Annotated in this window: 28 protein-coding genes; 11 read left to right on the forward strand and 17 right to left on the reverse strand. The window is 69.1% G+C overall.

The features are described from left to right. Position 1: 1 nt before the first annotated feature. From ACFXIV_RS11650 to ACFXIV_RS11670, 5 genes are all read right to left on the reverse strand, one after another. Positions 2-739 carry a phosphoglyceromutase gene (locus ACFXIV_RS11650; protein ID WP_379399568.1) on the reverse strand — a complete coding sequence of 246 codons (738 nt, stop codon included), beginning with the start codon at positions 737-739 and terminating at the stop codon, positions 2-4. Continuing rightward, complete coding sequence (locus tag ACFXIV_RS11655; RefSeq protein WP_379399569.1) at positions 736-1659, reverse strand: ROK family protein; 924 nt, start codon at positions 1657-1659, stop codon at positions 736-738. Before ACFXIV_RS11655 ends, ACFXIV_RS11650 begins: the two co-directional genes overlap by 4 nt. Positions 1660-1873: 214 nt before the next feature. Next, the gene (locus tag ACFXIV_RS11660; protein ID WP_379389216.1) at positions 1874-2443 is read right to left on the reverse strand and encodes a YbjN domain-containing protein; all 570 of its coding nucleotides are present in this window, start codon (positions 2441-2443) and stop codon (positions 1874-1876) included. Then, on the reverse strand, positions 2440-3807 hold the full coding sequence (gene mshA, locus ACFXIV_RS11665; protein ID WP_379399570.1) for a D-inositol-3-phosphate glycosyltransferase: 1368 nt from the start codon (positions 3805-3807) through the stop codon (positions 2440-2442). Before mshA ends, ACFXIV_RS11660 begins: the two co-directional genes overlap by 4 nt. Positions 3808-3926: 119 nt before the next feature. Continuing rightward, positions 3927-4751 carry an alpha/beta fold hydrolase gene (locus ACFXIV_RS11670; RefSeq protein ID WP_379399571.1) on the reverse strand — a complete coding sequence of 275 codons (825 nt, stop codon included), beginning with the start codon at positions 4749-4751 and terminating at the stop codon, positions 3927-3929. Positions 4752-4810: 59 nt separating this feature from the next. Here ACFXIV_RS11670 and ACFXIV_RS11675 point away from each other — a divergent pair, with 59 nt between their 5' ends. From ACFXIV_RS11675 to ACFXIV_RS11695, 5 genes are all read left to right on the forward strand, one after another. Next, positions 4811-5545, forward strand: coding sequence for an SDR family NAD(P)-dependent oxidoreductase (locus tag ACFXIV_RS11675; RefSeq protein WP_354846970.1), 735 nt, complete (start codon positions 4811-4813; stop codon positions 5543-5545). A 139-nt stretch (positions 5546-5684) separates the two neighbouring features. After that, a complete protein-coding gene (locus ACFXIV_RS11680; protein WP_379399572.1) occupies positions 5685-6719 on the forward strand; it encodes a 3-oxoacyl-ACP synthase III family protein in 1035 nt (344 codons plus the stop codon). Between the two features lie 6 nt (positions 6720-6725). Next, positions 6726-7607, forward strand: a complete 882-nt coding sequence (locus ACFXIV_RS11685; protein ID WP_379399573.1) for a hypothetical protein — start codon at positions 6726-6728, stop codon at positions 7605-7607. A gap of 30 nt (positions 7608-7637) precedes the next feature. After that, entirely contained in the window at positions 7638-8390 is a 753-nt protein-coding gene (locus ACFXIV_RS11690) for a glycosyltransferase (protein ID WP_379399574.1), read from the forward strand. Next, the gene (locus tag ACFXIV_RS11695; protein WP_379399575.1) at positions 8387-9958 is read left to right on the forward strand and encodes a class I adenylate-forming enzyme family protein; all 1572 of its coding nucleotides are present in this window, start codon (positions 8387-8389) and stop codon (positions 9956-9958) included. Before ACFXIV_RS11690 ends, ACFXIV_RS11695 begins: the two co-directional genes overlap by 4 nt. Here the strand turns inward: ACFXIV_RS11695 and ACFXIV_RS11700 are convergent. The 3 genes from ACFXIV_RS11700 to ACFXIV_RS11710 form a co-directional block, all read right to left on the reverse strand. Beyond that, complete coding sequence (locus tag ACFXIV_RS11700; protein ID WP_379399576.1) at positions 9926-11239, reverse strand: hypothetical protein; 1314 nt, start codon at positions 11237-11239, stop codon at positions 9926-9928. The two genes, ACFXIV_RS11695 and ACFXIV_RS11700, sit on opposite strands and share 33 nt — an antisense overlap. A 15-nt stretch (positions 11240-11254) precedes the next feature. Then, positions 11255-12493: an Ig-like domain-containing protein gene (locus tag ACFXIV_RS11705; protein WP_379399577.1), complete on the reverse strand. Its 1239-nt coding sequence runs from the start codon at positions 12491-12493 to the stop codon at positions 11255-11257. Positions 12494-12557: 64 nt separating this feature from the next. After that, positions 12558-13649: a UDP-N-acetylmuramate dehydrogenase gene (locus ACFXIV_RS11710; protein WP_379399607.1), complete on the reverse strand. Its 1092-nt coding sequence runs from the start codon at positions 13647-13649 to the stop codon at positions 12558-12560. A gap of 44 nt (positions 13650-13693) precedes the next feature. On the opposite strand from ACFXIV_RS11710, the gene ACFXIV_RS11715 reads away from it, so the two are divergent. From ACFXIV_RS11715 to ACFXIV_RS11725, 3 genes are all read left to right on the forward strand, one after another. Then, positions 13694-14179, forward strand: coding sequence for a DUF2505 domain-containing protein (locus tag ACFXIV_RS11715; RefSeq protein ID WP_379399578.1), 486 nt, complete (start codon positions 13694-13696; stop codon positions 14177-14179). Between the two features lie 72 nt (positions 14180-14251). Continuing rightward, on the forward strand, positions 14252-14767 hold the full coding sequence (locus tag ACFXIV_RS11720; RefSeq protein WP_379399579.1) for a DUF2505 domain-containing protein: 516 nt from the start codon (positions 14252-14254) through the stop codon (positions 14765-14767). Then, positions 14737-15537 (forward strand): class I SAM-dependent methyltransferase, encoded by an 801-nt coding sequence (locus tag ACFXIV_RS11725; RefSeq protein WP_379399580.1) that lies wholly within the window; start codon positions 14737-14739, stop codon positions 15535-15537. The genes ACFXIV_RS11720 and ACFXIV_RS11725 overlap by 31 nt, the downstream gene beginning before the upstream one ends. A gap of 24 nt (positions 15538-15561) precedes the next feature. Here the strand turns inward: ACFXIV_RS11725 and ACFXIV_RS11730 are convergent, their stop codons facing one another. Together ACFXIV_RS11730 and ACFXIV_RS11735 are read right to left on the reverse strand one after the other, a co-directional pair. Beyond that, positions 15562-17052: a hypothetical protein gene (locus ACFXIV_RS11730; RefSeq protein ID WP_379399581.1), complete on the reverse strand. Its 1491-nt coding sequence runs from the start codon at positions 17050-17052 to the stop codon at positions 15562-15564. A gap of 72 nt (positions 17053-17124) precedes the next feature. Beyond that, complete coding sequence (locus tag ACFXIV_RS11735) at positions 17125-17742, reverse strand: hypothetical protein (RefSeq protein WP_379399582.1); 618 nt, start codon at positions 17740-17742, stop codon at positions 17125-17127. A 112-nt stretch (positions 17743-17854) separates the two neighbouring features. Between ACFXIV_RS11735 and ACFXIV_RS11740 the strand changes: the two genes are divergently transcribed. Continuing rightward, entirely contained in the window at positions 17855-18979 is a 1125-nt protein-coding gene (locus ACFXIV_RS11740) for a DUF2993 domain-containing protein (RefSeq protein ID WP_379399583.1), read from the forward strand. Here the strand turns inward: ACFXIV_RS11740 and deoC are convergent. Continuing rightward, the gene (gene deoC, locus ACFXIV_RS11745) at positions 18976-19635 is read right to left on the reverse strand and encodes a deoxyribose-phosphate aldolase (protein ID WP_379399584.1); all 660 of its coding nucleotides are present in this window, start codon (positions 19633-19635) and stop codon (positions 18976-18978) included. The two genes, ACFXIV_RS11740 and deoC, sit on opposite strands and share 4 nt — an antisense overlap. Positions 19636-19707: 72 nt before the next feature. Here deoC and ACFXIV_RS11750 point away from each other — a divergent pair, with 72 nt between their 5' ends. Further along, entirely contained in the window at positions 19708-20256 is a 549-nt protein-coding gene (locus ACFXIV_RS11750; protein WP_379399585.1) for a GNAT family N-acetyltransferase, read from the forward strand. A 161-nt stretch (positions 20257-20417) separates the two neighbouring features. Continuing rightward, entirely contained in the window at positions 20418-21299 is an 882-nt protein-coding gene (gene purU, locus ACFXIV_RS11755) for a formyltetrahydrofolate deformylase (protein WP_354847010.1), read from the forward strand. A 59-nt stretch (positions 21300-21358) separates the two neighbouring features. On the opposite strand, the gene ACFXIV_RS11760 is transcribed toward purU, so the two are convergent. The 6 genes from ACFXIV_RS11760 to ACFXIV_RS11785 all read right to left on the reverse strand — a co-directional run bounded on the left by ACFXIV_RS11760 (position 21359) and on the right by ACFXIV_RS11785 (position 26825). After that, entirely contained in the window at positions 21359-22363 is a 1005-nt protein-coding gene (locus ACFXIV_RS11760; RefSeq protein ID WP_379399586.1) for an alpha/beta fold hydrolase, read from the reverse strand. Between the two features lie 147 nt (positions 22364-22510). Further along, entirely contained in the window at positions 22511-23533 is a 1023-nt protein-coding gene (locus ACFXIV_RS11765; protein ID WP_379399587.1) for an alpha/beta fold hydrolase, read from the reverse strand. Positions 23534-23714: 181 nt separating this feature from the next. Then, on the reverse strand, positions 23715-23999 hold the full coding sequence (locus ACFXIV_RS11770) for a DUF2516 family protein (protein ID WP_379399588.1): 285 nt from the start codon (positions 23997-23999) through the stop codon (positions 23715-23717). A gap of 192 nt (positions 24000-24191) precedes the next feature. After that, a complete protein-coding gene (locus ACFXIV_RS11775; protein WP_379399589.1) occupies positions 24192-24860 on the reverse strand; it encodes a heparin-binding hemagglutinin in 669 nt (222 codons plus the stop codon). Then, a complete protein-coding gene (locus ACFXIV_RS11780) occupies positions 24857-25393 on the reverse strand; it encodes a helix-turn-helix domain-containing protein (RefSeq protein ID WP_379399590.1) in 537 nt (178 codons plus the stop codon). Before ACFXIV_RS11780 ends, ACFXIV_RS11775 begins: the two co-directional genes overlap by 4 nt. A 136-nt stretch (positions 25394-25529) precedes the next feature. Beyond that, entirely contained in the window at positions 25530-26825 is a 1296-nt protein-coding gene (locus ACFXIV_RS11785) for a DUF445 domain-containing protein (RefSeq protein WP_379399608.1), read from the reverse strand. Between the last annotated feature and the right edge of the window lie 20 nt (positions 26826-26845).

Below are 26845 nucleotides of genomic sequence, written 5' to 3' on the forward strand. Positions count from 1 at the left end.
ATTACTTGCCGCCCTGGCTGGCCACGGCGGCGGCGCCCGCCGCGGCGGCCTCGGGGTCGAGGTATTCGCCCTTGCCGATCGGCCGCAGGTTCTCGTCCAGCTCGTACTTGAGCGGGATACCGGTGGGGATGTTCAGCTCGGAAATCTCCTCGTCCGAGATGTTCTCCAGGTGCTTCACCAGGGCACGCAGCGAATTACCGTGCGCGGCAACGAGAACCGTGTTGCCCGAGCGCACATCGGCCGCAATGGTGTCCTCCCAGTAGGGAACCATGCGGGCCACGACGTCCTTGAGGCACTCGGTGCGCGGCACCTCGATGCCGGCGTAGCGCGGGTCGCCGTCCTGGCTGTACTCGCTGTCCACCTCGATCGGCGGCGGCGGGGTGTCGTAGCTGCGGCGCCACAGCATGAACTGGTCGTTGCCGTACTGCTCCTTGATCTCCGCCTTGTTCTTGCCCTGCAGCGCGCCGTAGTGGCGCTCGTTCAGGCGCCAGTCGCGGACCACCGGAATCCAGTGCCGGTCGCAGGCGTCGAGGGCATTGTTGGCAGTGCTGATGGCACGGCGCAGCAGCGAGGTGTAGACGATATCGGGCAGAATCCCGTGCTCGGCGAGCAATTCACCGGCACGCTTGCCTTCCGCGACACCCTTGTCGGTGAGACGAACGTCCACCCAACCGGTGAACAGGTTCAGGGCATTCCATTCGCTCTCGCCGTGGCGCAGCAACACGAGGGTGTACGTCATGACGTCATCCTCCCACGCGGGGTCTCACCTGCATTCGCGGCCCCGAGCGCGAGAATCGCGGCACCCTGCAGGGTGGCCTGGTCGGTCAATTCGGACGGCACCACGCGCAGTCCGCGCAAGAACTTCAGCCGCGCGTGCGCCGCGGCGGCGGTCCGCAGCGGACCCCACAGCGGTTCGCCGGATTGCGCGAAGCCGCCCCCGATGACCACCAGATCGGTGTCGAGCAAGGCGGCGGCCGAGGCGACAGCCGTCCCGATCGCGGTGCCCGCGCGCTCGAGGGCGGCCACCGCGATCGGCTCCCCTGCGTGCGCCGCGGCCGCGAGCTCCACCCCGGTCGTTCCGGTCCAGCCCTGCCGCCGCGCCCAGCGCACCGAGGATTTGCCACTCGCCACGGCTTCCACACACCCGAATCCACCACACGCGCAGGGCTCGTTCTGACCGGGCACGACAATATGACCGACGTGCCCGCCATTTCCGGTGCGTCCCATGACAACCCGGTCATCTGAGATGATGCCGCCACCAATTCCCGAGGAAACGGTCATGGCGAGCACATTCGCCACTGCGCGCGCAGCCCCGAACCGCTGCTCGGCCAGCACCAGGCACACACCGTCGATGGCGAACCGAATCTCGGCCTCCGGAAACAGTTTCCGCACCGCATCCACGATCGGAAACCCGTCGGCCCACTCCGGAATATTGAGCGGCCCGCAAACTCCGGCCCCCACATCCACCGGCCCGGCCGACCCGATGCCGACCGCACTCACTCGCGCATCCCGGACAACCTCGGTCAGCAATTCCCGGCAGGCTTCCCACACCTCGGACTCCGGCACGGCGATCCGCCGGGGCTCTCCCACCGCCCCGGCCGAATCGACCAGCGCCGCCGCGAATTTCGTCGCTCCGATATCCAGTGCCAGCGCCGTCATCCGCAGCCGCCTCCCTTACGCTCCCGTACCGATAGCCCGGCCGATTGTCGCGCGCCGATGCCGTCTCCGTACGCCAAGGCGGCAACTGATTTCGTAACGGTCGGGGTAACTCGTCGGGGACGCCCGGAATCGGTTCGGTACCCAACCGCCGGCACGCGTCGCCAAACGCCGACGGCTCTCAGCCGGGCGCTGAAGATTCGGGGAGGCGGGACAGCTACGGCTTGTCCGCAGAATCCACGAGGTGTTCGAAGGCGCGGAGGTTCTTCAGTGATTCGCCGCGGGCGACCCGCCATTTCCATTCCTTGCGAATGGATTCGGCGAAGCCGAGTTCGAGGAGGGTGTTGAAGTCGGCGTCGACGGCCTCGAGGATCTGGCCGAGCCAGCGGTCGAGTTCGTCGGGGGTGACGCGGTCGTTGGACATGCGGCCGACCAGGTAGATGTCGCCGACGCGGTCGATGGTGTAGGCCACGCCGTAGAGGCGGCGGTTGCGGCGGAGCAGGAATTTGTAGACGCCCTCGAAGTTCTCGTCGGGCTTGCGGCAGACGAAGGACTCCATGCGGACGCCGTGCTTGCCGACGCTGACGCCGATGACGGTCTTGAGCTTGCGTTCACCGGGGAGCACCACCACGAACAGGTCGGGGGCGTCGCGGGTGTACTCGATCTCGCGTTCGCGCAGCGTCTCGTCGATGAGTTGCGCGGTGGCACGGGCGGTTTCGTCGTTCAGGCCGCCGGTGCTGGCATGCGGGCGGGGCGTCCACTCCTCGGTGCGGTCGGCCTCGCTCATCTGCGTACTGCTCCCATCCGACGCCGCCACAGCGCCAGCGATCTGGCGTGATTGCTGTCGGTGTGCAGGTTACCGCTGTGCGGCCGGATGGCCGGCGCCTGGGCGAGCGCGGCGGCATAGCTGTCGAGCAGCGCCTCGGCCGTGTGCGCCCAGGAGAAGTTGGCGGCGTGCCCGACCGCGGCCCGGCCCATGTCCTCGAGCTTGCCCGGATCGTCGAGCAGTGAATGCAGGGCTGCGGCCCAGTCGCCGGTCTGGTGGCCGGGCACCAGCAAACCGGAGACGCCGTCATGGACGGCGGTGCTCAGCCCGCCCACATCGGCGGCGAGCACGGGGGTCCCGCTGGCCTGCGCCTCGATGGCGACCAGGCCGAAGGATTCGTTGTAGCTGGGCACGGCCACCAGGTCGGCGGCCCGATAGACCTGCACCAGCCGGTGCGCGGGCTGGGGCGGCAGGAAGGTGACCCGGTCCGAAATGCCCAGGGCCGCAGCCAGTTCGATCAGGGCCTCGGGCTTCTTCAGTCCGCTGCCGGACGGGCCGCCCACGATCACCACGCGCAGCGGGCGTTGCGGCGGGGTCGGCAGGGCGGCCTCCTCGGCCAGCACCTGGGCGGCTGCGCGCACCAGCACGTCCGGGGCCTTGAGCGGCTGGATGCGCCCGATGAAGGCGACGATGCGCTCGTGCGCGGGCAGGCCGAGTTCGCGGCGGGCGGCGAGCTTGTCGCCGGGCTGGTAGCGGGTCAGGTCGGCGCCGGGCAGGGCCACATCGATGTGGTCGGGGTCCGCGCCGTACAGCTCGATCAGCTGCCGGGCCTCGTCGGCGGTATTGGCGACCAGCCGGTCGGCCTCGGCGACGATCTGCTTCTCACCGATCTCGCGGACCGCGGGCTCGGGGCAGTCGCCCTCGGCGAGGTAGGCGTTCTTGACCGCGGCCAGGGTGTGGGCGGTGTGCACCATGGGCACCCGCCACCGGTCGCGGGCCAGCCAGCCGACCTGGCCGGAGAGCCAGTAGTGCGAGTGGATGAGGTCGTAGTGGCCGGGCAGATTGCGGGCCTCGGTGCGCAGCACCTCGGCGGCGAAGGGGCACAGCTGGGTGGGCAGATCGTGCTTGTCGAGCCCCTCGAAGGGCCCGGCGGCCACCGTGCGGACCAGCACGCCCGGCGCGGCCTCGACCACCGGTTCGTCATTGGAGGAGGTGGCCCGGGTGAAGATCTCGACCTCGGTGCCGCGGCGGGCCAGTTCGATGGCGGTCTGCAGCACGTAGACGTTCATGCCGCCCGCGTCGCCGGTCCCGGGCTGGGCGAGTGGTGAGGTGTGCACCGATAACACGGCAATCCGATTGGGCCGTAGGTCCAGGCGCTGACTCACCACTCCAGTGTGCACGGGGGTAGTAACACCCCATGCACGGGTTACCTTCCCAAGTGAGGTCGGTCACAACTCGCGTGAGCCTTCCGGGGGCTCCGCCCCCGAACTCCCGCGACGCGCGATTACCCCAGCGCCTCAACGAAATTGGTGATCTCCGTCACGAACCGGCTGGGATCCTCGATGAACAGGCCGTGCTGCGCGCCCTCCCAGTAGGAGGTCCGCACGTCCGGCGCGGTGCCGGCGATGTAGCGGCCGTTCTCGATCGGCACGACCGGATCGGCGGTGCCGTGCAGCACCAGCACCGGCACGTCCAGGGCGCGCAGGGTCTCGGTGTTGTCGACGGTGCGATAGAACAGGGCCTTGCGCACCCGGGGCAGGGTGGCGATGCTGCCGCCGAACAGGCGCTGGGCGTCCACGCCCTTGTCGCGGCCGGGCCCGGTATTGGCATTGCCGAAGGCGGCGAAACCGCGCATGGCCTTGCCCGCGCTCTCGTCGAAGACGTCGGGGATGGCCTTGCTCATGCCCGGACCGGTCTCCGCGCCCTGGACGCCGCGGCCGATATTGGCCTGTGAACCGGTGTAGACGACGCCCGCGATCGCGCCGGTCCCGTAGGCGGTCAGATAGTCGGACAGCACGATGCCGCCGTAGGACCAGCCCAGCAGGATCGCGCCGGAGGAGATGTCCTCGGCGGCGAGCACCGCGGCGATATCGGCTGCCCAGTTCTTCGGGTCGTCGTATCCGGCCTCGGGGGCGTCGGAGTAGCCGTGGCCGCGCAGGTCGACGGCGATCACCCGGAATTGCTCGGCGAGCAGGTCCGCGGCCTGCCCCCAGCAGCGCAGGTTTCCGGACCAGCCGTGCAGGAGAACGAGCGGCCGGGCCCCCTCCGGACCGGTCACCCGGTAAACGATGGTCGTGCCGTCCGCGCTTGCTACTTCCCGAATCGCCATAGGAGTGAGGCTAACCACCCGCGACGCACCGGCGACACGCCCTGCCTAAGCTCAGGGACATGAGCACTCGTACCGCTGTGGTGACCGGAGCCAGTTCGGGTATCGGCGAGGCAACCGCCCGCGAACTCGCCAAGCAGGGGTACCACGTGTACGTCGGCGCGCGCCGGGTCGATCGGCTGGAGCAGCTGGCCGCGGAGATCGGCGGGACCGCGCTGCCGCTGGACGTGACCGACGAGGAGTCGGTGCGCGCCTTCACCGAGGCCGTCGAGCGCTGCGATGTGCTGGTCAACAATGCCGGCGGCGCGAAGGGCCTGGCCCCGGTGCTGGAGGCGGATCTGGACGACTGGCGCTGGATGTGGGAGACCAATGTGCTGGGCACGCTGCGGCTCACGAAGTCGTTGCTGCCCAAGCTGATCGCCTCCGGTGACGGCCTGATCGTCACCATCACCTCGGTGGCCGCGTTCTCCACCTACGACAACGGCTCCGGCTACACCTCGGCGAAGCACGCGCAGGCGGTGCTGCACCGGACGCTGCGGGGCGAGCTGCTGGGTCAGCCGGTGCGGCTGACCGAGATCGCGCCGGGCGCGGTGGAGACCGAATTCTCGCTGGTGCGTTTTGGCGGCGACGCCGAGCGCGCGGCGAGTGTGTACCAGGGCATCGATCCGCTGGTCGCGCAGGACATCGCGGAGATCGTGGGCTTCGTGGCCTCGCGCCCGCCGCACGTCGATCTGGACACCATTGTCGTCAAGCCGCGCGATCAGGCCGAGGCGGGACGTTTCGCCCGCCGCTCGTGAAGTCGCCTCTGCAGGGGTAGGTCAAATGGTGTTGTGCCGCAATGTAGTTCACCTCACATGATCTGAATCATAGATTTTTCAAAACCGAAATACCGGCACTGCTAGCGTCGCCCGCAACCGAGGGCTGCTTGGAGTGAACATGGTGAGATCACGAATCGAGGCGGTCGGGTCCTACCTGCCCGACACCGAGATATCGACCGCGGAGTTGCTGGCCCAGCTGGCCATCGACTCCCCCATCGACCTGGAGCGCATCAGCGGCGTGCGGCACCGCCGCCGCTGCGCCGAGAACGAGGATTCCCTGAGCGTCGCGCTGGCGGCGGCGCGGACCGCACTGGCCAATTCGTCCTATGACGCTGCCGATCTGGATATCGTCATCTCCTGCTCCATCACCCGCATTCGCGACGGCGAATTCTGTGTGGAGCCGTCCTTCGCACTCATGATCCGCAATGAACTCGGCGCGACCGGGGCCATCCACTTCGACGTCTCCAATGCCTGCGCGGGCATGATGAGCGGAGTTCTCGTGCTGGATCGCATGATTCGTGCGGGCATGGTGAAACGCGGGCTGGTGGTTTCCGGGGAGTACATCACGCCCATCTCCGACACCGCCGTGCGTGAGATGTCCGAGAAATACGATCCGCAGTTCGCCTCGCTGACCGTCGGCGACGGTGCGGCCGCCGTCATTCTGGACAACGAGGGCAGCGCCGACGAGGGCATCGACTACATCGAACTCAATACCAGCGCCGGTTTCGCACAGTTGTGCCTGGGCATGCCCAGCGATCGCAGTTCCGGCATCGCGCTGTACACCGACAACCGGGCGATGCACAATGAATCCCGCTATCTGCTGTGGACCACCCGGCAGCGGGATTTCCTGCGCGAGAACGACAGCAGTTTCGCGGCGGAAGGCTACGACCACGTGATCCATCATCAATTCAGCGCACCCGCGGTGGAATTGGTATCGAAGATCGCCGAACGCGAATTCGACGCCCCGGTGCCGCCCGCGCTCATGGTCCTGGACCGCTATGGCAACACCGCATCCACCTCGCATTTCGTGGTATTACACGACGCGCTCAAACAACAGCGGATAGCGTCCGGGGCGAAAGTACTGATGGTGCCCGCGGCTTCCGGCGTCGTGGCCGGGTTTCTGTCGGTGACGCTCGGCGACCTTCGGGTGTGATGCAGCATGGGAATCGTCATTTCTTCCGTAACCACCGAAATCGGCGGCGGCAGCTCCATCGAGCAGGCGGCGGCCGCGGCGCGCCGGGCCATCGCGGAGGCCGGCGCCACGCCGGAGCAGATCGACGCGCTGATCAATACCGGCGTCTATCGCGACTCGAACATGGTGGAACCGGCCATGTCCGCGCTGATTCAACAGCAGGCCGGCATCGGGCTGGAGTATCGCAGCGGCGATGTGCCGTGCCTGTCCTTCGACCTGATGAACGGTGCCTGCGGCATGCTCAATGCCATCCAGGTCAGCCAGGCGCTGCTGGAGGCCCCGACCGTGCACCGGGTGCTGCTGGTCTCCGGTGACGCGCATCCGTCGAAATCCCCCGAACCGCAGCCGGGCTTCCCGATCAAGCCGGTGGGCGCGGCCATGCTGCTGGAAAAGCGGCCGGGCACAGCTGGATTCGGGGCGCTGCACATCAGCGCCACCGACGGGCGGCCCCCGGCGGAGGGCTTCGTGCGGCTGTCGGAGATGGGCTCGACCGGCCGCTCCTCGATCACCGTGAACCGCACCGGCGAGGTGGAAGAGATGCTGCACCACGCGGTTTCGGCGGCGTCGGAGGCGCTCGACGTGGCCGACGCTCCCCCCGCGCGGACGGTGCTCATCTGCGGGCGGCCCACCGCCGGATTCCCCGCACTGCTGGCCGAGCGCCTGGGCATCGCGCCGGAGGCGGTCAGCGCCGACGACACCGACGGCGACGCGCACACCTCGGCACTCCCGGTGGCGTATCTGGCGGCCCGCGACAGCGGCAAGCTCGATCGAGCCGACGTAGCCTTGTTCGTGGCCGCCGGGGCCGGGCCGTCGGCCGCGGCCATCGCCTACCGTCTGCCGAAACCGTAAGCCGGGGCGAGGAATCCGCCGGGAGGGGCCATGAACGAACTGTGGGTGATCGTGCCCGCCTACAACGAGGAGCACGGCATCGCCGGCACGCTGTCCGCCCTGGCCGGGCAGCGGGACCGGGACTTCACGCTGCTGGTGGTGGACAACAACTCCACCGACGCCACCGTCAAGGTGGTGCGCGATTTCGCGGACACCCATCCGGGCCTGCGCGTCGAGGTGATCACCGAGCTGCGCAAGGGCACCGGCGCGGCCGCCGACACCGGCATGCGGCACGCCATCGCGGCCGGTGCGACCCGGCTGGCCCGCACCGACGCCGACTGCCTGCCCGCCCCCGACTGGACCGCGCGCATCCGGGCCGCCTTCGACTCGGGGCTGCGGCTGATCAGCGGGCAGCTGATCCCGCGCACCGACGAGGGCGTGCGGCTGCGTGATCGCACCATCATCCTGGTCGCGCTGGAGGTGGCCTCCCTGTTCGGGAAGTTCCGGCCCGGCAACCGCGATCCGCGCTACCTGGGCCCGTATGTCATGACGCCCGGCTGCAATATGGCCATCACCGCCGAACTGTACGAGGCCGCGGGCGGATTCCCGCGCACCGCCATCGAGGAGCTGCATGAGGATCGGGCGCTGGTGAACGTCGTGCGCACCCTCACCACCGACTACGGGCTGCGCCGGGACGTGCGGGTGTACGGCTCCAACCGGCGCGTGCGAGCCTGGGGTGTGCGCAAGACTCTCGCCTGGTACGCCGACCACCGCTACAAACCGGAGCTGGTGGACATCCGGTGAACGCTGGATACCCCTTGGCGGGTGAGGATTTCACCGCGTTGCTCCGCGAGCAGGTGCTGCGCACCCCCGACGCGCCCGCGCTGGGCATGATCGGCGAACCACCGCTCAGCTTCGCCCAACTCGACGCCCGCGTCCGGCTGGTCGTGAAACGCCTGCACGGCAAGGGCTTCCGCCCCGGCGACCGCATGCTGTTCTCCATCCGGCCCTGCGTGGACGCCGTGGTCATGGTGTTCGGGACCATCGCGGCGGGTGGCACCATCGTGTTCGTGGACCCGGGCGTCGGGCCCGAATTGTTCGCGCGCCGTATCGAATTGGTGCAGCCGAGCTGGGCCGCGACGGAATCGCTGCTGTACCTGCTGAGCGGGCCGCTGCGCGGGTTCGGCCGCCGGCTCGGCCTGTCGCTGCCGGAGTTCGGGCAGCTGCCGGTGCGGCACATCCGCTGCGGGCCGTGGCTACCGGGCACGCCGCGCGGGGCCCTCCCGCTGCGGCAGCTGGTGGGTTCCGAGCCCGGTTGGCAGGGTCCCGCGGCCACATCGACCTTCGACGCGCCCGTCGAGGACCCCGACGCCGAGGCGCTCATCGTCTTCACCTCCGGCACCACCGCCGACCCGAAAGCCGTTGTGCACACCCGCGGTTCGCTGGGCGCGGGCCTGGCGGCCATGGCGGGCTGCACCAGCCTCATGCCCGGTTCGCACCTGCACACCGAACAGCTGATGATGGGGCTGCCCGCGGTGCTGGAGGGCGCGCGCTGGTCCATGCCGCGGTACCCGCGCTTCGGCACCCACATCGACCCGATCGGCTTCGCGCGCACCCTCGGCACGGCGACGCACGCCTTCTTCACCCCCGCCGACCTGGCGGTGGTGCTGGACGCCATCGAGGCCGGGCGACTGGTCGCGCCGGTGCACCTGGAGGAGGTCTCGCTGGGCGGCGCGCCGGTCACCACCGCGCTGCTGCGCCGCGCCCGCGCCGCCCTCCCGGACACCGAATTGCTGGCCGTCTACGGCATGACCGAGATCCTGCCGGTGGCCATCACCTCCGGCACGGACAAGCTGGCCTTCGAGGGATCCGGCGACCCGCTCGGCCCGCCGGTCGAGGGCGTGGACGCGCGTCTGGCCGACGACGGGGAGCTCATCCTGTCCGGGCCCAATCTGTGCCGCGGCTACCTCGGGGAACCACCGCTGAAGGAGATCGCCACCGGCGACCTCGCCCGGTTCGAGGGCGGCACCCTGGTGCTCATGGGCCGCAAGAAGGACATGATGATCCGCGGCAAGACCAATATCTATCCGGGCCTGTACGAACCGGCCATCGCGGGCGTCGAGGGCGTACGGCAGGCCGTCATGGTCGGCATTCCCGACGAGATCGGCGACGAGCGCATCGTGCTGGCCGTGGTGCCGGACCCGGACGCCTCCGATATCGAGGACCGGCTACGCCGCGAATTACCGTCCCTGATCGATGTTTCCGCGCTGCCGGACGACATCGTGATGGTCGCGGAGATCCCCGTCGGCGGGCGCACCAGCAAGCCCGACCGGGCCGCGCTACGCGCCCGGCTGGCGCAGCGGCTCGGCTGAGGGATCCGGGCGCTCGCGCAGCGCGGTCAGCATCGCGTCCGCGAAATCCGCCGCCCGCCGCTCGGACAGGACCGGTTCCGCGTAGCAGAACCCGAGGCGCATTTCCCCGTGCGCGGTCGCGACCGCCACCGTCAGGACGCTCACACAGGAATTCGACGCGGCCAGCATCAGTCCCGAAAGCCGCCATGCCCCGGCCGTTTCCGGCAATTCGACCCGCCCCAGATTGGTGACCGACACATTCCACGGCGCCCGCCGATCCACCAGGTCCGCCAGGCGCCGGCCGGATTCCAGCGCCCGCGGCGTCCCGAATCGCATGCCCGCCACCGTCGCCAGATGCCGCCGCTGCCGCACCCCGCGCTCGAGTTGCCGCTTCACCGACCGGGCCGCGGTCCACAGCGGAACTCCGAACGGCACGAATCCGACCAGCACCGGCGCATAGATCCCCAGCTCATCGTCGGCCGGACGCGGGGAGAGCAATTCCCGGAAATCCACGGGCGACGCGATCCCGGCGATTCCGCTCCCCCCGGAATTCGAGGCGCCGACCGCGGACGCCGCCGCGGCGGCCAGCGCCCCGTGCACGGTGACTCCGGCGCGCCGGCAGTCGGTTACCAACGCCGCCAGCGCTTCCCGATCGAGCACCCGGTGCACGACCCTGGTTCGCCGCTCCGGTAGCGCCGCCCACGCACCGGCCACGCGCTGCGGCCGCTGCCCGAGCGCCGCCACCTGATCGAACAGCGTCGTATACGCCCACCGCCACCACCCCCGCGCCCCAGCGGGAATCAGATCATCCGCGGCGGGAACCTCCGCACGCGCTGCCACCCCGGCACTCGCCCCCACCGCATGCCCGATCAGCTTCTGCAGCAACGCCATCAGCGATCGGCCGTCCACGATGAGGTGCGAGATCGTGAGCACGACGTCATGGAACTCCTCCGCCGTCCCCGCCCCGACCGCGATATCGACAATGCGCGCCAATCCCTTCGCGGTATCGAAGGGATCAGCCATCTCGGCATCGATTTCCCGCACCCACGCCTCGGAATCGTGCGACTCCATGCGCCGCACCGGAATTCCCGGCTCAGCCAACTCCCGGAACCACGGATCCCGGCCCGCCTCGTCCACTACCCCTACCCGCAGGAGCGGATACTCCGCCACCAGAGCAGCGGCCGCCTCCTCCAGCCGCCGCACCGAAACCCGCCCGTGAACCCGCACGCGCCCAGTGCAATTCGACGGCGAGATCCGGTCGATGATCCAGAACCACCGCTCCGAGGGACTCAGGGCGCGCATGTCGCGGAAGGGTTTTCAGCGGCCGCCGACGGGCTGGGGCGGGAGCGGGGTGGCCGAGATCTGGTTCTTCGGCTCGCCCTGCAGCGCCGAGAGGCCCTTCCAGGTCTCCCAGTCGATGGTCCAGTCGTAGATGTCGCCGTCCGCCGCGGAGAGCTGGATACGGGTACCGGTGACCTCGACCGGGTCGCCGTAGAGGGCGGTCGGGAAGTAGGCCTGGGCGTCGGTCGGGTTGAGGTTGATGCAGCCGTTGGTGACGTTCGAATTGCCCTGGGCGGACACCGATTCCGGATTGGCGTGAATGAACTCACCATTGTTGGAGATGCGCACGGCCCAGCGTTCCCGCACGTTCGTGTAGAACGGCGGGTTGGACATCATGAAGTCCTCGTACTTCTCGGTCACCACGTGGATGCCGGAGCGGGTGACATTGCGGTCCTGGTTGCCTTCGCCGTAGCTGCAGGCGAAGTCGAAGACGGTCTGCCCGTCGCGCACCACCTGGACGCGGTGGGTGGGGGCGGCGGCCTTCACGATCTGGGCGCGGCCGATGCGGAAGTCGGAGGTCAGGTCGGAGTCGCCGAACAGCCCGCTGCCCATGTCCAGGCCGTACAGCTTGGCGCCGACGTGCACGGTGGTGCCCGGCTGCCAGTACTCGCGGGGCCGCCAGTGCACCCGGGAGCCGCCGTTTTCGTCCTGCAGCCACGCCCACGAGCCCTCGGTGGCCGGGGTGGCGGTGACGACGAGCGCCTTCTCGACCGCGGCCTTGTTCTCGACGTGCCCCTTGAACTGGAGCATGATCGGCGCCGCGATGCCGACCTCCTGGCCGTCACCGATATTGATGGTGGCGGGCGCGGTGTTCTTGGGGCTGATGGTGGTGAACTTGCCGTCGATGGCCACCGGCTTGTTGTCGGTGCCGATGGCGGTGCCGGACCAGGTGTAGGTGGCGCCGTAGCCGAGCGGTTCGTTCACCGTGAATTTGCTGTGAGTGGCATCGAAGGTGCCGGTTACCTGCTTGCCATTGGAATTGGTCAGCGCCAGCTGATCGATGCGGCCATTGCTGACCGTCGCCGACACCGCGGTGGTCGGGTTGACATTGTCGGTGCCGCCACCCGGCTCCAGCTTGACGGACGCGACCGGAGCGGCCGGCGCAGGGCCGCCACCACCCTTGTTCGACGACGAACACGCCGCCGCGATCACTGCCGTCGACCCCACCAGAGCGGCCCGTATGGCCGCCCGACGGGTCAGTCCTCGTTTACTCACTTGCTCGACCCTACCCCCGCAAACCGTGTATTCCGGACGCTGAATTGGTGGCGAAAGCCACTCGCTACAGGCTGACTCCCACGGTCACAGGTTCCGGATCCAGATGAATGCCGAAGCGCTCAGCAACCCCCTCGCGAACCGTGCGGGCGAGGGTCACCAGATCGGTCGCGGTAGCCGCGCCCCGATTGGTCAGCGCCAGCGTGTGTTTGGTCGACAACCGCGCTGGAGACCCGTCGCCCGGAAAGCCCTTGGCGAAGCCGGCGCGCTCGATGAGCCAGCCCGCCGAGAACTTTACCCCGCCGTCCGCGGGATAGGTGGGCACGGCCACGTCCGCCCCCAGATGTGACGCGATCGCCGCGCGCACCATGGCCACCTGTGCGTCCGGAATCACGGGATTGGTGAAAAACGAACCCGCACTCCAGGTGTCGTGATCGGCCGGATCCAGCACCATGCCCTTACCCGCCCGCAAACGCAGCACCGCGGCGCGCACCTCCGCCGCGGGCCGGGACTCGCCTTCGGTCGCACCGAGCGCGTTGGCCAGTTCGCGGTAGGCGAGCGGCGCGCTGGAACCGTCAGCACGCAGGGCAAATTCGACCGCCAGCACCACGGCGGCGTCACTGTGCTTGAGAACCGAAGTGCGATAACCGAATCCGAGCTCCTCCGGCCCGGCCCAGCGAATCTCGCCGGTCGCGCGGTCCAGCAACCGCACCCGGCGCAGCAAACTCGCCACCTCGACACCGTAGGCGCCGACATTCTGGACCGGTGTGGCACCGGCCGAACCGGGAATTCCGGACAGGCATTCGAGACCGCCCAAACCGGCTGCCACGGTCGCGGCCACCACCGCGTCCCAGTTCGCGCCCGCCTCGGCGGTCACCGTGTCACCGGTGATCTCGACGTCCTCGGTCGCGATCCGCACGACAACCCCGTCGAACCCGTCATCGCCGATGAGCAGGTTGGAGCCACCCGCGATGAGCAGCACCGGAATTCCGGCCGCGTCCAGTTCGCGCACGGTCGCCACCAGGGCGTCGGTGGTCGCGCAGTCGGCGACCGTGGCCGGACCGCCGACCCGCAGGGTCGTCAGCTCCGCCAACGGGACCGCGGCACGCAGCCGCGCACCGGTCGCCGTCAGCCGGTCCCGCAGGTCGTCGAACGACACCACCCGAGAAGTACGCACAGGCACAGACGGTAGCCTGTCCGACCATGGCGACACCTCTGGCCTTCACTGCGCACTCGACACATCCCATGGCCGCGGTGCGCGCGGCGTTCGCCGACGAGCAGTACTGGAAGGACCGCATCGAGGCGGTCGGCGGCCCCAATGCCCGCATCGAGAACCTCGTCATCACCGGTGACCAGGTGCGCGTCGATATGGTGCAGACGATTCCGGCCGAAGAGCTGCCCGCGCAGATCACCGCGATCAAGCCCGACGGCCTGACCATTCCGCGCACCGAGACCTGGCACGGTAGCGGCGGCACCGTCGAGGCCCGCGTGGACGGCGCGCCCGCCACCGTGAACGGCACCCTGACCGTTACCGACAACGGCTCCGGCTCCACCTTCGTGGTGGACGGCTCCATCGACGTGAAGATCCCGCTGTTCGGCAAGAAGATCGAGGCCGCCATCCAGCAGCACCTCACCGAGCTGCTGGAGCGCGAGGCCGAGTTCACCGACACGTGGCTGAGTTCGCATTGAGCACCCCGGTTCACCGCCGGCATGCCCCAAGGTCGCACTGACCGGGGTCGCCCGGCAGTAACCTGAGCGATCGTGGCACGCCGACTCGACTACTCCGCGCGGTATCCGCTGCACACCACGCACGAGGTGTACGCCGCGATGACGAACCGCGAGCACTGGGATGCCCGCATCGAGGAACTGCGCAAGCATTCCCCGAACGACATCGTCAGTCTCGACTCCGGGGAGCACGGCATCACGATCGAACTGCGGCACGTGCTACCCCGCGACACCCTGCCCGAGATGGTGCAGATGGTGGTGCACAGGGACATGGTGATCACCCGCCGGGAAACCTACGGCCCCTACGGACCCGAGGTGACCGGCGAGTACACCGCCGAAATCCCCAACAGCCCAGGCACTCTCGGCGGCACCATGCGTTTGTTTCCCACCGAGACCGGTTGCACGCTGCGCACCTCCTCGCGGGCCCAGGTCCACCTTCCGTTTTTCGGGCGCAGGCTCGAACAGCTCATGCTGGTCAACCTGGTGGACCTGTTCCGCGCCGAAGCCGAGGTGACGAAGGTTTGGCTGGATCAGCAGCACCCCGTCGGGTAGCCAAGCCGATCGGCACGATCACCCGCGGCACCACCGGCATCAACCGGCTGCGCCGCGGCGATCGCTGGATGGCGCACGACTCCTTTGTCGCCGGGCGATTGCTGGATGCCGCGGAGCCGCTCGTGGTGGATCTCGGATACGGCGCCAGCCCCGTCACCACCCTGGAGATGGCGGCCCGGCTGCGGACCGTCCGGTCGGACCTGCGGGTGGTCGGCCTGGAGATCGATCCGGAGCGCGTGGTTCCCGGCCGGGACGGGGTGGTGTTCGCGCGCGGCGGTTTCGAACTCGCGGGCCTGCGTCCGAGCCTGGTACGGGCCTTCAATGTGCTGCGCCAGTACCCGGAATCCGCTGTCCCCGAAGCCTGGTCGACCATCCAGTCCAGTCTGGCTCCGGACGGCCTCCTCCTCGACGGCACCTGCGATGAACTGGGCCGCCGCTGCGCCTGGATCCTCCTCGACCGCACCGCACCCCTCTCCCTGACCCTCGCCTGGGACCCCTTCACCGTCGGCACCCCCTCCGACATCGCCGAACGCCTCCCCAAGGCCCTCATCCACCGCAATGTCCCCGGCGAACCCATCCACACCCTGCTCACCGCCGCCGACCGCGCCTGGGCCGTCGCCGCGCCCCTGGCCCCCTACGGCCCCCGGGTCCGCTGGCGGCACGCCTCGAACCTCCTGCGCGAGCAGGGTTTTCCGCTCCGCCCCTACCGCCGCCGCCTGCGCGACAACCTGCTCACCGTCCCCTGGTCCGCCGTCGCACCCCTGCCCTGAGCGGGTACGCCGACCGCACGCGGATCATGGGAGCCTGTGGCGCAGCTCCTGAATCGTGCCGGAGATCGCGGCCGGGGCCAGCAACGAGCGCGGGGTGAAGGGCTGCCGCCAGAGGCCCCCGTGGGCCGCGCCGGCGGCGAAGAGGGCCTCCGGGTTGGCATTTCGGGGTTCGTCGTCCGCGAACAGATCCGCCACCAGTTTGGCGGCGAGCAGGGTGCGGGCGGTGGCGGGGTCGAAGACCTCGATACCGAAACGGGAGGCGGCACGGTATGCCGCAGTGCGCCAGGGGTATTCGCGGGCGACGCTGCGGGTCCAGGCGGGCGGGGCGACCGTGAAGGACACGGTGTGCCCCGCCGCCCGGGCCAGGACGGCTCGCCAGCGCGGAAGACGTTGGGCCAGGGCGTAATCCGGTCCGGCCAGGGCGGGCAGATTGTCGAACAGACCCCAGGCCCCGCCCTCGGAGTCGAAGATCGGGCGCGTGTAGTTGAGGCGATAGAGCGAGTGCGGGGCCACGCGATGCAGGAGATCCTGGGCGCTGCCACGGATACCGCGCTCCGCCAAGCGATCCCGGGCCGCCGCCACCACGGAGGCGGGCACGGCGTAGGTGTCGGTCGGCGAGCCGAGCAGCGCCAGAGCGGCATCGGAATGATGCCGCAGCAGGGTTTCGGCGAGCACGTCGGACGCGGCGGCGAGCCGGACACCGGCCGCCCCGGGCAGCCCGGCATACAACCCGAGCACCGGCCGGGCGTCACTGTGCGCGGTGATCCACCTGGCCAAAGCGGGAAAACTCCGGGAGATGTCCACGCCGGGTTCGCCGTCCGCGACCGGGAACCGCATGACCCCCGCCCCGGCCTTCGCGACCGCCCGCAACCGCTCCCATCGCGCCCGGCCCGGCCGATCCACCGCGAGCACGTCCGCGCCCCACCCCAGCAGCGGCCGCAGCGGTCCGAGCTCGGCGTCCGCACCGGTCACGGTCACCCGGAAGCCGGGCAGCCGCAACCATTCCGGATGATCGACGACCCGCTCGATCGCCGCCACGAAGTCGGCTTCCAGAATCCCGCGGGTCTGCCACTCGGCCAGTCGCAACCGCAGCGCGTCCTCGGCCAGCAGCAGCCCACGCCACGGCACCTCGAGGTGCTTCACCGCGAGGGCCTCGCCCGGGACCTCGGCGGTCTCCAGGACCGTCCCGCCGGCCTCGGCGTCCACATCGACGGTGTCCAGCGCCGCCACCGTGCGCCCGACCGTGAACCGCAGCATGTGCCGCACCGCGCCCAGCCCCGCCTCGGCCATGCCGATCGAAACCTCCGGCGCGCCGATGGCCAGCGCCGTCATGCCCCGGAAAACCCGGTGGTAGCCGCGCCGCCAGTCCCGGCAGGTCTCCACCGACTGCGCCAGATCGGCGTCGTAGGGCCGGATCGCGTCGGCGACCACGGCCGCCGAGAACATGTCCGCGATCCGCTCGGGCGGGCCCGGCGGAAACACCAGATCCCACACGTCAGCACCGACCGTCCCCATGACCAGTCACCCTGCCATGAAATGAGCCGCCGCAAAACTCGACGACCACACCGCGAAAACCCCGGGAGGCCCCTAACGCGGGTCCTCCTGGGCGCGGGTCAGGGCCCGGTGCAGCCGGGCCGCCGTGGGCGGATCCAGAGCGGTACTGGCGGAACGAATTTCGGCGCGGGCGCAGCGGTGGATGGCGACCGCGTCGGCCACCACCTCGTCCAGCGCGGCCTGCCCGATCCCGGCCTCGGCCAGATCCAGCACGGTCCGCAGCGGCGTGGTCACCAGGAAGGCCCCCGCCGACTCCACATCCTTGCGGGCGAAGCTGCGCCGCAGCACCACCAGCCGCGGCGACAGCGGGAACCGCCCGACCCGCGCCGACAGGTGCACGAACCGCGGCCGCAACCGTCCCAGCCCGTGCAGTTCGGCGGCGCTGTGGTGCGAGACCGCCGCGGCCCCGTCGAACCAGGCCGACCACATGGCGTACTCGTCGAGCGGCCCGTCCGGCCAGTCGGCCATCCGCAGCAACCCGACCCCCGAACGCAGGATGCTGCCGTCCCGCAACCCGTCGCGAATCCGGACCTCACATCCGGTGCGCAGCACCTGACGGGTGGTGAAATACCCCGCGTGCCGCGAGGCCTGCTCCCGCAACGCGTGCCATCCGTACTCCGGATCGGGCTCCGGTGCCGCGTTCCCAGCCATGACATTCAGGATAAGCGGCACCCATGTGCGTTATGTCACAATCCACGCCTGTGAGCCGACACCTCACAGGATGCACAGAGCTCACTCAGAAAGCTCGGGAAGAATCGCCTCCATGAATTCGGAACCCACCTCGGACGACGCGATCAAGCGCGACGCCACCGTCGCGCAGCCGGACAACCCTGCCGCGCAGGCGGTCGAATTCGGCAAGCCGGACAGCACGCCCACCGAAGTCCTGGGTGCGGAGCACGACTCGCCCACCGAGGTGCTCAACGGCCAGGGCGCCACCACCGACTGGTGGAACGACCCCACCGCCCAGCCCACCCAGGCCCTCCACCCGGGCGAGGCGGCCTACGCTCCCGGCGCCACCGCCGGTCCGGGCCACTCGACCGGTACCGCGCCGACCACGGTGCTGCCGGCCGGCACCGACACCTCCGGTTCGATTCCGCAGCCCGGCGGCACGCAACTGCCGCCCGGCACGCCGCCACCCCCGATGAATGGCGGTGGCGGGCAGGGCGGCTCGTCCGGCAAGCGACGAAATCGCAAGCGGACCCTGCTCATCGTGGGCCTGGTGTCGACACTGCTGGTGGCGGGCGGCCTGGCGGGCGGTGAGGCCTACGCCCGCAACAAGGTCGAGAAGTGCATCAGCTCGCAGTTCCAGGCGCAGATGGGCTCCAAGATCGATGTGTCGTTCGGCTGGAAACCGCTGCTGCTCACCATGTTCGACCACAAGGTCGACTCGGTGACGGTGAACAGCGACGACTCCAAGTTCGGCCCGGCGCAGGGCATGGTCGTGCACGCCACCTTCAAAAACCTCGAAATGTCCGATGGCGGCAAGCAGGCCACTGTCGACAGCTCCACCGCCGATGTCACCTGGAGCACCGACGGCATCACGAAGACGCTGGGCGGCCTGGTCTCCGGCACGACCACCGATCCCGGCTCCGGCACGCTGAGCTTCGCGGTGCTGGGCGGCCTGGCCCAATTGCAGGTCAAGCCAAAGATTGTCGGCGACAAGATCGAGGTCGACACCCTGCAGGCCTCATTGCTCGGCTTCGGCCTGCCCACCGATCTGGTCTCGGGCATCGTGGATCTCATGACGCAGAGCCTGCAGAGCTACCCGCTGGGCCTGCAGCCCACCAAGGTCGAGGTCACCAAGGACGGCCTGCACGTCGCGCTGCAGGGCGGGCACACCGAGCTGAAGGCGGATCCGAACCAGCAGCAGCAACCGATCGACTGCTAGTCCGGAAACCCTTCCAGCACTTCACGAGACCGCGACAGTCCCAGCCGCGTGGCGCCGGCGGCGATCAGTTCCGCCGCCTGCGCCGCGCTCCGGATACCGCCGCTCGCCTTCACCCCGAGCCGCCCGCCGACGGTCTCCGCCATCAGCCGCACGGCATGCGCGCTCGCACCGCCCGCGGGATGGAATCCGGTGGAGGTCTTCACGAAATCCGCGCCCGCCCGCTCGGCGGTCCGGCACACCTCGGCAATGGCGTCGTCGGTGAGCGCGGCGGATTCGATGATCACCTTGAGCAGCGCCCGATCCCCGATCGCCTCGCGCACCGTGACGATGTCCGCCAGCACCGCGTTGTAATCGCCGGCCCGCGCCGCGCCGACGTCGATCACCATGTCCACCTCGGCCGCGCCCTGGTCCACCGCCAGCCGCGCCTCGGCCCCCTTCACCAGCGAATGATGTTTGCCGGAAGGGAAACCCGCGACCGTGGCCACCACCAGACCCGGCGCCCGCACCGGCAGCATGGACGGCGACACGCAGATCGCGAACACGCCCAGTTCGCGCGCTTCGTCCACCAGCGCGGCCACCTCGGCGGGTGTGGCATCGGGCGACAGCAGGGTGTGATCGATCATCGCCGCCACGTCACGACGGGAAATCTGTGCCATGAGCACCGAGTTTGGCACACGCCCGGCGAATTTCGTTGCGGGCCGCCACCGTTGTCGCGCAGACTTGTAGGCGTGCTGATCCGTCGTGAACGTACCGGCGATGCCAACGCGATCGACGCGGTGCACCGCAGCGCCTTCGACCGCTCCGCGGATGCCGACGGTGATACCCCCTCTTCCGAGCCGATCGGCGACCCCGTCGAAGTCGGTCTGGTCCATCTCCTCCGCGACGACGGATCCGCCTGGATCCCGACCCTGTCGCTGGTGGCGGAGTTCCACGATCGGATCGTCGGGCACGTCTGCCTCACCCGGGCCGGCATCGGCCCGTTCCCGGTGCTGGCGCTGGGCCCGATCGGCGTCCGCGCCGACCACCAGGGCAAGGGCATCGGCTCGGCGCTCATGCACGCGGCCCTCGGCGCCGCCGACGCTCTCGACGAACCACTGGTGGGCCTGCTCGGCAGCCTCGAGTACTACCCGCGTTTCGGCTTCGTCCCGGGCAGCCGGCTGGGCATCGTCCCCGACCAGGCGGAGTGGGCCACCCACTTCCAGGTCCGCCCGCTCACCGCCTACGAACTCGAGATCAAGGGCGAATTCCGCTACGCCGACGCCTTCTATACCTCGTGAAATGCATCGATTGTCAGAGCGACGACTGATTTCGTGCCGACAGGGGTAACTCGTCGGGCACGCCCAGAATTCGTTCGGCACCCAACCGCCGGCACGCGTGCATGATCGTTGGCGGCACCCGGCCGCGTGCTGAAGATTCGGGGAGGCGGATACTGCGCGGTATGAGTTCCACCCTGGACGACCGTCGCTACGTGCTCACCCTGGGCTGCCCGGATCGTCCCGGCATCATCGCCCGCATCACCTCGTTCATCGCCGATTTCGGCGGGTCGATCGTGGAGGCGGGCTATCACTCCGACCTGGAAACCGGGTGGTTCTTCACCCGGCAGGCGCTCGAGGCCGCCACCGTGCCGTTCGATCTGGACGAGCTGCGCAGCCGCTTCACCGCCGTCGCCGCCGACCTCGGCCCGGAGACCGACTGGCAGGTGCACGACTCCGGTGAACGCCGCCGCGCGGTGCTGCTGGTCTCCAAGGACGGCCACTGCCTGCACGACCTGCTCGGCCGGGCCACCAGCGGCGAGCTGCCCGCCACCATCGAGGCCGTCATCGGCAATCACCCGGACCTGGCCGGCATGACCGAGGCGCACGGCATCAAGTTCCACTACGTGCCCTTCCCCAAGGACCCGGCCGAACGCGGCCCGGCCTTCGAGCAGGTGCGCGACCTGGTCGACGCGCACGACCCGCACGCCGTGGTGCTGGCCCGGTTCATGCAGGTGCTGCCGTCGGAGCTGTGCGAGCACTGGGCGGGCAAGGCCATCAATATCCACCACAGCTTCCTGCCGTCCTTCGTCGGCGCGCGCCCCTACCACCAGGCCTTCGCCCGCGGCGTCAAGCTGATCGGCGCGACCTGCCACTACGTCACCGCCGAGCTGGACGCGGGCCCGATCATCGAGCAGGACGTCACCCGCATCGACCACTCCGACACCGTGCGCGACATGGTCCGCCAGGGCCGCGATATCGAGCGGGTGGTGCTGGCCCGCGGCCTGCGCTGGCATCTCGAGGGCCGGGTGCTGGTGCACGGCCGCCGCACCGTCGTCTTCGAATAGGACCCGAAAAGCCAACGCCCGCCCCGGTTTTCCCAGGGCGGGCGTTGTCGTCTCCGAGGTCAGCCGGCGACGGCGACCGGGGCGCGGCGCGACCGGCGGATCACGCGGTGCAGCTCCACATTGAACGCCTTCTCGGCCTCGATGTTCACCAGATGCCCGGTGGGCAGAATGGTGTACCGGTCGAGATGTCCGGCGGCGGCGAGGGTGTCGGCGATCTCGCGCGAATGCACCTCCGGCAGCAGCCGATCGTGTGAGCCCGCGATCACCGTGGTCGGGACCGTCAAATGCGCTGCGGCACCGTGCAGATCGAGTTCGAGCAGGCCCCGGGCCACGGCCGCGCGCACCGACGGGCGGCAGGAACGGACGATCGAGGTGCCGAAGAGGATCTGGTCACGGGTGGCGGCCGGAGTCATCAGCCGATGCTTGGCGATCAGGTTGACCGCGGGGCCGCCGGGCAGCGGCACCGGCGTGCCGAACAGCGCCAGCGCCAGCCAGTCCGGGCCCGGGATCACATCATTGAGCAGCGGAATCACGGTGGCGCGGTTGGGAATCTGACGCGCGGCGGTGGTGGCCAGCAGCACTGCCGAGGCCCGATGCTGGACCTGGTGCGGATAGCGGTCCGCCCACGCCTGAATGGTCATGCCGCCCATGCTGTGCCCGACCAGCACCGCCCGCCGGCCCGGGCGCAGCACCGCCTCGAGTACATCGGCGAGGTCGTCCGCGAGCTGATGGGCGCTGAAAGTGCGTGTGCCGCTCTCGCTTTCGCCGTGGCCGCGCTGATCGAACGCGACCACGCGGTATTCGCCGGCGAAGGCGTTGATCTGCGGGTTCCAGTATTCGATGGCACAGGACCAGCCGTGCGCCAGCACGATGACCTCACCGTCGGCCGGACCGTAGGCGTGCACGCGCAGCTTCGCGCCGTCACGCGTGGTGACGGGGATGACCTCGGTGGGCCGCGGGGTATTGAGCGATGCGGTCCGGTAATTCCGGGACCGCAGCCCGGAGCGGAAGGGCGCGGTCAGCGCGTCGGCGCCGACACCGGCCTCTGGCAGTTTCACCAGCATGAGCACTCCTTTGTGTTCCAGACCACCGTAGCGCGCTAACCAAAGTGCTTGCAATAGCAAGCAGGGATATATCTTCTTGCTCTACAACTATGTTCGTTGTGACTGCCGTCTTCGTTAAGGAACCTCAGGGGTGGGCGAGCCCACCCCTCAGGCGCCCACCACCCGCGCGGGGATTCCGAACGCGGACTTCGCGATCCGGTCGAGTTCGGCATTGAACTCCCGGTACGCCTCCACATTCCCCAGGTGACCGGTCGGCAGGATCCGGTACCCGTCCAGGCTGCCGGTCGCGGTGAGCATCTCGACGATCCGCTCCGAGTGCACCGCCGGGGTCATATCGTCGGCCGACCCGGCGATGACGGTGGTCGGCACGGTCAGCTTGGCCGCACCGCGCCCGATATCCAGGTAGGACAGCAGGGTTCCGAACCGGCCGCGCACCCGCGCCGGGCACGAGCGCACGATGTTCAGACCGAAGGCGGCGACGTCGCCGACCGCGGCCAGACTCATGATCTGCCGTCGGAACACCCACGTCACCGGCAGGATCGGCGGGAAGAGAATCGGAGCGCTCAGCCCGAGCAGGCCGACCAGGAACGGCAGCCTGGCGATACCCCGATTGAAGAACGGGACCACGGTGGTCTCGGCGATCAGGTCGCCGGCCGCGGTATTGGTGAGCAGCACCGCGAGCAGCTGCCGCCGCACCCGCTGCGGATACCGGCCCGCCCAGGCCTGAATCGTCATGCCGCCCAGGCTGTGCCCCACCAGCACCGCACGCCGGCCCGGCTTCAGCACGGCGTCCAGGACATCGGCGAGATCGTCCGCGAGCTGGTCGGCGGTGAGCGGTGCGGTGCCCTCGTCGCTCTCGCCGTGGCCGCGCACGTCGTAGGCGATGACGCGGTATTCGCCGGCGAAGGCGTTGATCTGGGGGTTCCAGTATTCGAGGCAGCAGGTCCAGCCGTGCACGAGAACGATCACATCGCCGTCGGCCGGGCCGTAGGCGTGCACCCGGAGCCGGGCGCCATCGGAGGCGGTGACCGGGACGACCTCGCAGGGACCGGCCGGCGGATTCAGATCCGCATTGCCGTAGGTCCGGGTCCGCAGGTCCGCCCGGTGCTCGCGCACCAGGTCACGGACCTTCCGGCTGGGGTTCGCCCGGTGAGGCAGCATTGCCCGCATAGGACACTCCTTTGTGTTACTGCTAGATGCAGTAACCCGCACCGGCCCGTGCTTGCTAGTGCAAGCACCCGAAAAGTTCCCGAGCCGGAACCCACCTCACCCCTGGCCAGCGCATTGATGTGAGAAAAAAAGACCGCCACCCGGATGATCCGGAGTGGCGGCCGAGTGTCTCGAACGCGGGCTACCAGCGCGGCCCGCGCTGGATCTCATCCACCTTGGGCCGGACATCGGCGAGGTAGACGCCGGTGGCCACGATCGCCGCGATACCCAGAATCCCCACCGGGGTCTGCGCCAGCAGCAGGGCGCCCAGCGACGCCAGCAGAATCGCGATCCACACCGGCTTGGTCAGCTTGTCCACGGCCGTGAAGGCATCCGGGCGCTGGCGAATCGCGTGCACGAGCGCGAACACCGTCATGCCGAGCGCACACAGCTGCAACACCGTCAAGATCAAGCTGGGGATTCCCATCACCTCACCCATCATACGGGTGAAGCCCTGCCCACCAGGGCTTCTCACCACGACACGGGTTGCGGAACTCCGATGCTCACACCGCTCGGTGGCACCGCATCCCTCGGAGGGCGGCTGCGTTCCCCCGAAACGCGGCCGCCCTCGCACACCTGAGTGTGCGAGGGCGACAAGCTTTTTCGCGAAGTGCGAGATCTACTTCTTGGCGGGGGCAGCCTTCTTGACGGGGGCAGCCTTCTTGGCCGGAGCCTTCTTGGCGGCAGCCTTCTTGACCGGGGCCTCGTCCTCGACCGGAGCGGTCTCGGTGGTCACGTCCACGACCTCGGCGTCGACGGTCTCCTCCTCCTCGGCCTCTTCCTTACCGGCGAGCCCGATGTAGGGGCCGACCTGGTCGGTCACCTTGCCGAGGATGTCCTGGGTCTGCGACAGCAGGTCGTTGTAGCGGGTCTCGACCTGCTCGAAGCGCTCCTCGAAAGCCGGGTTGCTGCGCAGCTTCTCGACGGTCTCCTCGCCGCGGGCGGCCAGGTCGGCGTACAGGTCCAGCAGCTGGTGGTAGTACTGGTCGACCAGCTTGCGCAGCTCCTCGGCGGTGGCCTTCTCGCGCAGCTCGGCCAGGTCCTCGGGCAGCTCGGACGGCAGCGCCTGCACGCGCTGGCGCAGGGTCTCGGCCTGCTCCTGCAGGTCGGCCGGGAGGTTGGCGACGCGCTCGCGGGCCTCGTCGATACGGCCCTGGACGTCGGCGGAGGTGGCGCGCTCGCGGATCTGCGAGACGGCGTCGAGCACGGCGGCGTAGATGGCGTCGCCCGCGCCGACCGTGGCGTAGATCGGCTTGGTCACGGTCGCGGTCAGGTTCGATTCGGTCATGATGGTTCGCTCTCCTGGCGTGGCGGAACTTCGGTTGTGCGGTGCGGAACCTCGTTGTCCCTGTTTCCCCCGGGAACGCCCCCCATTAGCTCCGTTGCGTCCCCTCTGTCCTCGTTCGCCTGGTTTTCCCGGCAGAACGATTCATAGATGTCCAGGAGGACCTGCTTCTGACGTTCGGTCAGGCCGGTATCGGCCAGCAGGGCATCCCGGACAGGGCCGTGCGGCCTCTGCTCGAGGTACCCGGCCCGCATGTACAAGACCTCCGAGGAGACCCGCAGACCCTTCGCGATCTGGGCGAGTACCTCGGCGGACGGGTTGCGCAGCCCGCGCTCGATCTGACTCAAGTACGGATTGCTCACCCCCGCCAGCTGTGCGAGCTGACGCAGCGAGACCTGGGCGGCCTCGCGTTGCGCCCGGATGAAGCCCCCGATGTCGTGAGCCGCGTTGGCTACGCGACCCGTCCGATCTCCGGCGGCGGACGTCTCCGCGCTGTCGCCCTCGATCGGTTCGGGAACCTCGGAATCGTGCTTCATCACTCACCTTCCGGCGGTTGTGCGGTCAATTCTAGGACGGGGTGCTAACTCTTGCAAGCGCTCTGCTAGCGCTGTTCACCGAATGGCACGTGGCAAACAGCCGGCGCTCCGCCCGCGGCGCTTATTGGTCAAATGTTCAGCCATTGAACAGCAAATGGGAGACGGCATAGATGACCAGGCCCGCCAGCGAACCGATCACCGTGCCGTTGATGCGAATGAATTGCAGATCCTTGCCCGCCGCCAATTCGATCTTGCGGCTGGCCTCCTCCGCATCCCAGCGGGCAACGGTGTCGCTGACCAGCGACGCGAACTCGACGCCGTAGTTCGTGACCAGGTACCGGACGCCGCGCTCGAGCCAGCCGTCCACCTTGTCGCGCATGGCGGCGTCGGTCGAGAGCCGCTCGCCCAGCTGCTGCACATTGTCGGCCACCTTGCGGCGCAGCGTGGAATTCGGATCGTCGGCCGACTCCAGGATCATGCGCTTGGCCGCCCGCCAGGTGGCCTGCGCCATCCCGGTGACCTCACGCCGGCCCATGAGCTCGGTCTTGATCTTCTCCGCCTTTTCGATCATGGCGTCGTCGAATTGCAGATCGTGGGCGAAATCCTCGAGGAAGCGATTCGCCGCCAGCCGCACCTCGTGATCGGGCTGGGTGCGCACCTTCCAGGTGAATTCCACCAGTTCCCGATAAATGCGCTCGGCCAGCAGCGAATTCACGAATTTCGGGGCCCAGGACGGCGCGTCCCGGTTCACGATGCGGTCCAGCGTCTCCTGCGAGTCCAGTGCCCACTGGTGCGCGCGCTCGGCCAGCAGGTCCAGCAGCGGCGCCTGCCGGTTGTCCGCGATCAGCTCGTTGAGCACCTTGCCGATGGGCGGACCCCACAGCGGCTCGGCGATGCGCTTGACGATGGTGTTGTCGATGATCTGCTCGACATCCTCGTCGCGCAGCACACCGATGACCGCGCGCAATATGGTCGCGCTCTCGTCGGAGATGCGTTCCGCGTGCGCCGGTTCGGCCATCCAGCGGCCCAGCCGGAGCGGGATCTGCGCGGAATTCACCTTGACGGCGACGGCCTCCGGCGACAGGAAATTTGTGCGCACGAATTCGCCGAGTCCGGCGCCCACCTGATCCTTCTTCTTGCGGATGATCGCGGTGTGCGGAATCGGCAGGCCCAGCGGATGCCGGAACAGCGCGGTGACGGCGAACCAGTCGGCCAGCGCACCGACCATGCCGGCTTCGGAGGCGGCCTTCACATAGCCGACCCACTCACCGCCCGCGCCGCGCGAAGTCATCCAGGCGCAGACGATATAGATGATCGTGGCCGCGGCGAGAAAGCCGGTGGCAATGGCCTTCATGCGCCACAGTTCGCGCTTCTTGCCCTCTTCGTCCAGGAGATCGGCGAACGCTCCGCCGCCGTTGGGTGTGGTCTTCATCGGCTTCGGCTCGGTCGTGT

This window comes from Nocardia sp. NPDC059236 (genome assembly GCF_042754085.1).
Taxonomy (GTDB): domain Bacteria; phylum Actinomycetota; class Actinomycetes; order Mycobacteriales; family Mycobacteriaceae; genus Nocardia.

What these genes read in the sequence shown, in the direction of transcription:
- ACFXIV_RS11650 (WP_379399568.1), bottom strand. Translation starts at nt 739, where the DNA reads ATGACGTACACCCTCGTGTTGCTGCGCCACGGCGAGAGCGAATGGAAT.
- ACFXIV_RS11655 (WP_379399569.1), bottom strand. Translation starts at nt 1,659, where the DNA reads ATGACGGCGCTGGCACTGGATATCGGAGCGACGAAATTCGCGGCGGCG.
- ACFXIV_RS11660 (WP_379389216.1), bottom strand. Translation starts at nt 2,443, where the DNA reads ATGAGCGAGGCCGACCGCACCGAGGAGTGGACGCCCCGCCCGCATGCC.
- ACFXIV_RS11670 (WP_379399571.1), bottom strand. Translation starts at nt 4,751, where the DNA reads ATGGCGATTCGGGAAGTAGCAAGCGCGGACGGCACGACCATCGTTTAC.
- ACFXIV_RS11675 (WP_354846970.1), top strand. Translation starts at nt 4,811, where the DNA reads ATGAGCACTCGTACCGCTGTGGTGACCGGAGCCAGTTCGGGTATCGGC.
- ACFXIV_RS11680 (WP_379399572.1), top strand. Translation starts at nt 5,685, where the DNA reads ATGGTGAGATCACGAATCGAGGCGGTCGGGTCCTACCTGCCCGACACC.
- ACFXIV_RS11685 (WP_379399573.1), top strand. Translation starts at nt 6,726, where the DNA reads ATGGGAATCGTCATTTCTTCCGTAACCACCGAAATCGGCGGCGGCAGC.
- ACFXIV_RS11690 (WP_379399574.1), top strand. Translation starts at nt 7,638, where the DNA reads ATGAACGAACTGTGGGTGATCGTGCCCGCCTACAACGAGGAGCACGGC.
- ACFXIV_RS11700 (WP_379399576.1), bottom strand. Translation starts at nt 11,239, where the DNA reads ATGCGCGCCCTGAGTCCCTCGGAGCGGTGGTTCTGGATCATCGACCGG.
- ACFXIV_RS11715 (WP_379399578.1), top strand. Translation starts at nt 13,694, where the DNA reads ATGGCGACACCTCTGGCCTTCACTGCGCACTCGACACATCCCATGGCC.
- ACFXIV_RS11730 (WP_379399581.1), bottom strand. Translation starts at nt 17,052, where the DNA reads ATGGGGACGGTCGGTGCTGACGTGTGGGATCTGGTGTTTCCGCCGGGC.
- ACFXIV_RS11735 (WP_379399582.1), bottom strand. Translation starts at nt 17,742, where the DNA reads ATGGCTGGGAACGCGGCACCGGAGCCCGATCCGGAGTACGGATGGCAC.
- ACFXIV_RS11740 (WP_379399583.1), top strand. Translation starts at nt 17,855, where the DNA reads ATGAATTCGGAACCCACCTCGGACGACGCGATCAAGCGCGACGCCACC.
- deoC (WP_379399584.1), bottom strand. Translation starts at nt 19,635, where the DNA reads ATGGCACAGATTTCCCGTCGTGACGTGGCGGCGATGATCGATCACACC.
- purU (WP_354847010.1), top strand. Translation starts at nt 20,418, where the DNA reads ATGAGTTCCACCCTGGACGACCGTCGCTACGTGCTCACCCTGGGCTGC.
- ACFXIV_RS11760 (WP_379399586.1), bottom strand. Translation starts at nt 22,363, where the DNA reads ATGCTGGTGAAACTGCCAGAGGCCGGTGTCGGCGCCGACGCGCTGACC.
- ACFXIV_RS11765 (WP_379399587.1), bottom strand. Translation starts at nt 23,533, where the DNA reads ATGCGGGCAATGCTGCCTCACCGGGCGAACCCCAGCCGGAAGGTCCGT.
- ACFXIV_RS11770 (WP_379399588.1), bottom strand. Translation starts at nt 23,999, where the DNA reads ATGGGAATCCCCAGCTTGATCTTGACGGTGTTGCAGCTGTGTGCGCTC.
- ACFXIV_RS11775 (WP_379399589.1), bottom strand. Translation starts at nt 24,860, where the DNA reads ATGACCGAATCGAACCTGACCGCGACCGTGACCAAGCCGATCTACGCC.
- ACFXIV_RS11780 (WP_379399590.1), bottom strand. Translation starts at nt 25,393, where the DNA reads ATGAAGCACGATTCCGAGGTTCCCGAACCGATCGAGGGCGACAGCGCG.
- ACFXIV_RS11785 (WP_379399608.1), bottom strand. Translation starts at nt 26,825, where the DNA reads ATGAAGACCACACCCAACGGCGGCGGAGCGTTCGCCGATCTCCTGGAC.